Raw genomic sequence first — 6,524 nt, forward strand, 5'->3', positions numbered from 1 at the left:
CCTCCTGCCGCCATATTTGATTTTTTTTTGATTATTTAGACAAGTGAACTTGAATTAAAACAGATAAACTTAAGTTGAAGTTGTGTAATTATAAATAAAGTGGAATAAAAAACAATAAAATGTTTGACATCCCGGTCCTGCTGCCAGGCAAATAAGCCGGGATGTCGTGCACATTGTCAAGGTGAACAACATGCGTGATGTCAAAAGTAATTTATTGGTCTTAAGTGCATTGCTTATTTTAGTATTTGCACAAGTTGTATCGGCAGAAGAAATAACAATGGAACTGGTTGCAAACACCACAAGTGATGCCTATGGAGATTACACTTTTATTGATATTCCAAACGGCAATTACCAGCTTGTTGCCCTGAAATATACCCCTGTCATGGGTGGTAAATGGCTTATGGTCGAATCCGATGTTGTGATCGGGAATGGTACGGATATTATCAATGCTAATTTGACACTTGGCTTTGCAGATCCCGGCGCACAGGATCCAGTATTATCTTTACTGCAAAGAGCTTCCATTTCCGGAAAGACACTTTCGACACCGATGGGAGGGGCTGCACAGAACTGTTCTGATGTAACCGTTGTGCTTAAAACCGAATCCGGACTGGTTGCAAACACAACAAGTGATGTCGATGGGAATTATGCTTTTACTGATATTCCAAATGGAAATTACCAGCTTGTTGCCCTTAAATACATCCCTGCCATGGGTGGTGAGGGTATATGGCTCATGGCCGAATCCGATATTGTGATCGAGAATGGTACGGATATTGTCAATGCTGATTTGACACTTGGCTTCGCAGATCCAGGCGCACAGTATCCAGTATTATCTTTACTGCAAAGAGCATCCATTTCCGGAAAAACACTTTCGACACCAATGGGAGGGGGTGTACAGAATTATTCTGATGTAACCGTTGTGCTTAAAACCGGATCCGGACTGGTTGCAAACACAACCAGTGATGTCGATGGGAATTATGCTTTTACTGATATTCCAAATGGAAATTACCAGCTTGTTGCCCTGAAATACACCCCTGACATGGGTGGTAAATGGCTTATGGTCGAATCCGATATTGTGATCGATAATGGTCAGGATATTGTCAACGCTAATTTGACACTTGGCTTCGCAGATCCCGGCACACAGGATCCAGTATTATCTTTACTGCAAAGAGCTTCCATTTCCGGAAAGACACTTTCGACACCGATGGGAGGTTCTGCACAGAATTGTTCTGATGTAACCGTTGCTCTGCTGAAACAGGCATCTGAACAACCAGTACCACCAGTGCTGTCACTTCCGATAGCCGCTTTTACGGTAAATGTCACATCAGGGGATGCACCACTGAACGTGGCCTTCACTGATGGGTCAACAAATGCTACTTCGTGGTTATGGGACTTTGGAGATGGAGAAAACTCCACGCAATCCAACCCAATCCATGCATACAATAGTGTGGGAACCTATTCAGTAACACTGACCGCGACCAATGTAAATGGCACTGCTATTGAGGTTAAGGATAATTACATCACCACAAGGCTGCCTGATGTTTATAAAAATAAAAGCATCGTATTTCTGGTAATAGGTGCTGACGATACCTGCAGGGTGAAAAAAACGGTTGCAGAAATGGGTATGGACAATATCGATGTGTACGGAACTTACCGTTTGGATACGGTTGAATCCCTTTTCAGTCCTTTTAATGATAGCATCGATCTAAGTCAATATGACATCATATTCATAACCAGAAAAGGTGGTATGAGCTTTATGGGGGCGAACCTGAAGCCCCAGATACTCGAAATGATGCAAAATAAAACGGATGAAGCTCATGTGGTTGACTGGAACTATGGTGTAGGGACCGTCAATCATACAGGACATCCATATCTTGCGGATTACTGGGACGTGAGATACGATGGAAATATCAACCGTCTGATCACGTATCTTTCAGTGGTAAATCTTTCAAAGCCCTTCAGTGAATATGATAGTGAGATCGAGATCGAGGCACCGTCGGAAATGCCAGAGGTTGCTATATGCCACCCGGATGCGGATGACCTTTTTGAGGACCTGGGTTCATATCTGGAATGGTATAAAACAAATGATGGTACTCACCATGTCTATAATCCTGACAATTACACGGTCGGGGTCACGTTCTTCAAATCATGGGATGAGAAGATATGCGACAATGTGGTGAAAAGCGTTATAAAAGAACTGGAAGCCAGAGGAATTAACGTAATCCCTGCTTATTTACCATCAGTCATGTTTACAGATGATTCTTACAGCTTCTTCAAGAACGATGATACATGGAAAGTGAACGCATTCATAGATCTTGGGAAGGGTGTGTGGATAATGTCTTCTGCTGTAAAGAATACTGAATATCTGCAGGAAGCGAATGTGCCTGTTATCAATGGGATCGTCTATGAAGGTACTATCAAGGAATGGGAAAATTCCAGCACAGGCCAGGATTGCTGGTTCCAGTACCAGATACCGATCATGGAGATAGGCGGCGAGATCGAATCCATAGTAGTTGGCGGAAAGGAATACGATGAAACACTCCAGGCAAGGGTGCTCAAACCGATCGACTACCAGATAGATTGGATGATCGACAGAACGATACGATGGATGGATCTGCAGCGTATCGATAATGAGGAAAAGAAAGTTGCAATCATATACTACGCTCACGGTAAAGCCGGGGCAATGGTCGCAGGTAATCTTGATGTTGTTCCCAGCATACCGAACCTGCTGGATGCGATGAACGAAAGCGGATACGACCTTGACGGAATGCAACCGAACAGGTCCGAATTTTTGCAGCTCGTGCTGCAACAGGGCAGAAATATCGGGGTATGGGCACCTGGTGAGCTCAGGAATATGGTAGAGAACTATGATGTTGAACTCCTGCCTGTCGAGACGTACATGGAGTGGTTCAATGAAATAGAACCTGAAGCAAGGCAGAGTGTGATCGATACATGGGGTGAGCCTCCCGGACAGGCTATGGTTTATGAGAATGAGAGTGGTAAATACTTTGTTATCCCCAAGATCACGGTCGGGAACATTCTTATTGCGCCCCAGGCTGCAAGAGGCTTCTCACAGAATGATACCCTGTTGTACCATGACCAGACAATGCCTCCATCTCACCAGTACATTGCATTCTACCTATGGCTTAAGAACGGATATGATGCGGATGCCATTGTTCACTTTGGACGGCATGGGACACAGGAATGGCTGCAGGGCAAAGGTACAAGTCTTTCAATAAAGACATGCTGGCCTGCGATCCTGATCCAGGACATGCCTGTGGTATACCTCTATGAGGTAGGCGGTATCGGAGAAGGTATAATGGCAAAGAGGAGAGGTAACGCTGTTATGGTGGACCATGCAACTCCTGCGATCATGAGTGCAGGACTCTACGGGAATCTCACTCTTCTGCATGATAAGATGCACTATTACGAGACAGAAGAAGATGAGAATTTAGCAGCCGAATACAAGAAATCGATCATAGATATATACGCTGACCTGAACTTTGAACATGAGTTCAATGTATCTGATGATGATCTGTGGGAGATGAATGAAACCGAGTTTGACAACTTTATTCTATACGGTCCTGTGCATGACTATTTGCATGAGATCGCAAGTGAATACATGCCGTATGGATTGCATATCCTTGGAGAACAGATGGATGATGAAGGGCTTATTGCCATGGTGAAATCAATGCTCGGTGGGAATTTTGGAGAGCATATTGCTGCGGCAAACCTGTGTGAAGATCCGGATGACCTGAGTCCTGCACATTCACCGAATCTGCTTGACGATCTCCTGGACGATGTCCTGGTCAATGGAACTGATCCAATGGATCTGCTAATTGATCGGTTCAATATCACATATTCATCAGGAGAGTTCATTGCAAATACCACATGCGATGGATCCGGGGAATATAATTTCTCAATGGTAAAGGATGGAAAATACGCACTCTATGCATTAAAAGAAACTGATGGTGGCTGGCTGACCGGAAATGAGTACATTACAATACAAGACGGTCAGGCACTGTCCGGTGTAAGGTTGAACCTTTCAAAAAATGCGACAGGTACAGGAAATATTGAACTTGAATATATTATTGAGCTGTTAGAGAACAATCCCCCTATTTCAAAACCTACTGGTGCAGGCACAATATTTGGAAATATTACCTACAGTCCAATGGGGCCTCTGTTGGAGGTACCTAATGCAACGGTCGTGGTCCAGAAAGATAACAATATTCTTGAAGTTAGTATCAGTGACTCAACAGGTAATTACACATTCTCAAACCTGCCTGATGGAAAATATGTTGTAACCGCATTTTATCATAGTGTTTCCAAGTATGGAGATAGCTGGTACATTGCAACGAAGAACGTTGAGATCAAGGACGGGACAGCCAACAATATTGATATTAATATGGAGAAGGATGAAAGGGGTGAAGCACTGAACCTTAATTCTCTCCTTGGACAAGTTACTGGCAATATATATTCAAACGAAACAGGAAATATTGTGCCAGAGTGCAATGTTGTTTTAATACAGCGTCTCTCTGATGAACAGATGATGGTTGTGGAGGACCTCAACCTTGCTATCCGGTATGCTGAGAACATCAGGGGATGTATCATTGAGATCCCTGCGATGATCGATGCCCTGGATGGGAAATATATTCCGCCTGCTCTTGGAGATGACCCATTGAGAAGTCCGGAGGTCCTACCCACCGGAAAGAACTTCTATGCATTCAATCCGAACATTGTTCCAACAAAAGAATCATGGAATGTCGGTACGAAACTGGTGGATGCGTTCCTCATCGAATGGAACCAAACCTACGGAGAATATCCCAGAAAGGTTGGTTTTGTGCTGTGGTCTGGCGAATCCTTCAGGCACAAAGGTGTCATGGAATCCGAGATACTCTACATGATGGGAGTGAAACCTACATGGGATTCGATGGGAAAGGTTATTGGTGTGGAGCTGATCCCGGAAGATGAACTTAAAAGACCCAGGATCGATGTCGTGGTCACCATGACTGGAATATATCGTGACAACTGGAAGTGGCAGGTCCAGTTGATGGACAGGGGTGCACGGCTGGCAGCACAGGCAGACAATTCCACATACGACAATTATGTCAAAGAGAACTCTGAGGCAATATATATAGCCCTTATGAAAACTAACAACTATACCGAAGATGAGGCAAGGAGGCTATCCGGATGCAGGGTATTTGGTCCTGATGAAGGAAGCTGGGGAGCTGGAGGATTCCGGGAAGCTGTGAGTGCCAGTGGTACATGGCAAGAGGAAAGTAAACTTGCCAATCTTTACATTGACTCTATGAGTTATGCATATGGTGACAGTATATGGGGAAATCTCGATGGCAACGTTTTCAGACAGGTGCTTTCTGATACTGATGCCGTCCTGTTCAGCCGCAGCGGCAATGATGGCCGGGGCAGTGGCAGCGTGGTCTTTGACCATGTCTATGAGTTCTTCGGAGGATTTGGTATGGCTGTAAGGGAAGTTTCCGGAACGACTCCGCAGATGTACATCGTTAATCTCAAGGATCCAGACAATGCGGTGGTAGAGACCTTTGCTGAATTCCTTGCAAGGGATCTGCGTGCCAAATACTTTAATGAAAAATGGATCAAAGGTATGATGCTGCATGATTATGCAGGGGCAAGCGAGATCGATAGTGTGCTGGAAGACTTCTGGGGTCTGGCGGTCACGCTTCCTGACGAGATCACTGACGATATGTGGAAAGAGTTCTATGATGTCTATGTCACGGATAAGTATGACCTCGGGCTGGAAGACTGGTTCGATGAGGAGAATCCATGGGCACGCCAGTCCATGAACGCCAGAATGCTTGAAGCGGTCCACAAAGGCTACTGGACAACATCGGATCCAAACGTAGTTGAAAACCTCGTACGCGAATACGTGGAATCCGTAGCAGACAACGGCGTCATCTGCTGCCACCACACCTGTGGCAACCCCTTGCTTGATAAATACATCAGCGGCATGTTGTCTGTCCCCGGTTTAAGTGCAGAGGATATCGAAAAGTACCGCCAGCTGATGGATGAAGCCACAGGACGGCAGACAGAACAACCTGTGACTAAAACCATCAATGACGACAGCAGTAGTAGCGCATGGCGGAGGCTTCATGATAGCGGAACTGGCAATGAAAGTACGGATGCAGGTGCAGGCGCTGGTCTGGATACAAAGTTGATTCAGGATTCAGGTGCCGGTGGTGAAGGTTCGAGCAATCCAAGCGATTACGTGGAAGGATACGAGATGCAGGATGAGAGCGCCCAGCCATCAGATACGGGACCGATGTCATTCTCAGGGGCTGATTTTCTTGGAATGCTGATCGTGGTGCTGGCAGCCGGTGCTATCTATATAGGCTTCAGGAGGCGGGGGGTTTAAATCCCCTGCCCCATGAGAATAACTTGATATTGGATAGTAGTGTCGAGTCAACCATACAATATCGCTAGATATATTATCTGACACTGTTCCATTTCCCAGTTATTTTTAAGACGCAGATTTACACTGATTTACGCAG

At 45.2% G+C, this 6,524-nt stretch carries 1 protein-coding gene; it reads left to right on the forward strand.

Translation table 11 applies throughout. The features are described from left to right. The first annotated feature begins 190 nt into the window (after positions 1-190). Positions 191-6,388, forward strand: coding sequence for a PKD domain-containing protein (locus HF974_03695; protein MBC2697442.1), 6,198 nt, complete (start codon positions 191-193; stop codon positions 6,386-6,388). The last annotated feature ends 136 nt before the right edge of the window (positions 6,389-6,524 follow it).

It is taken from the genome of ANME-2 cluster archaeon, from assembly GCA_014237145.1.
GTDB lineage: Archaea > Halobacteriota > Methanosarcinia > Methanosarcinales > Methanocomedenaceae > Methanocomedens_A.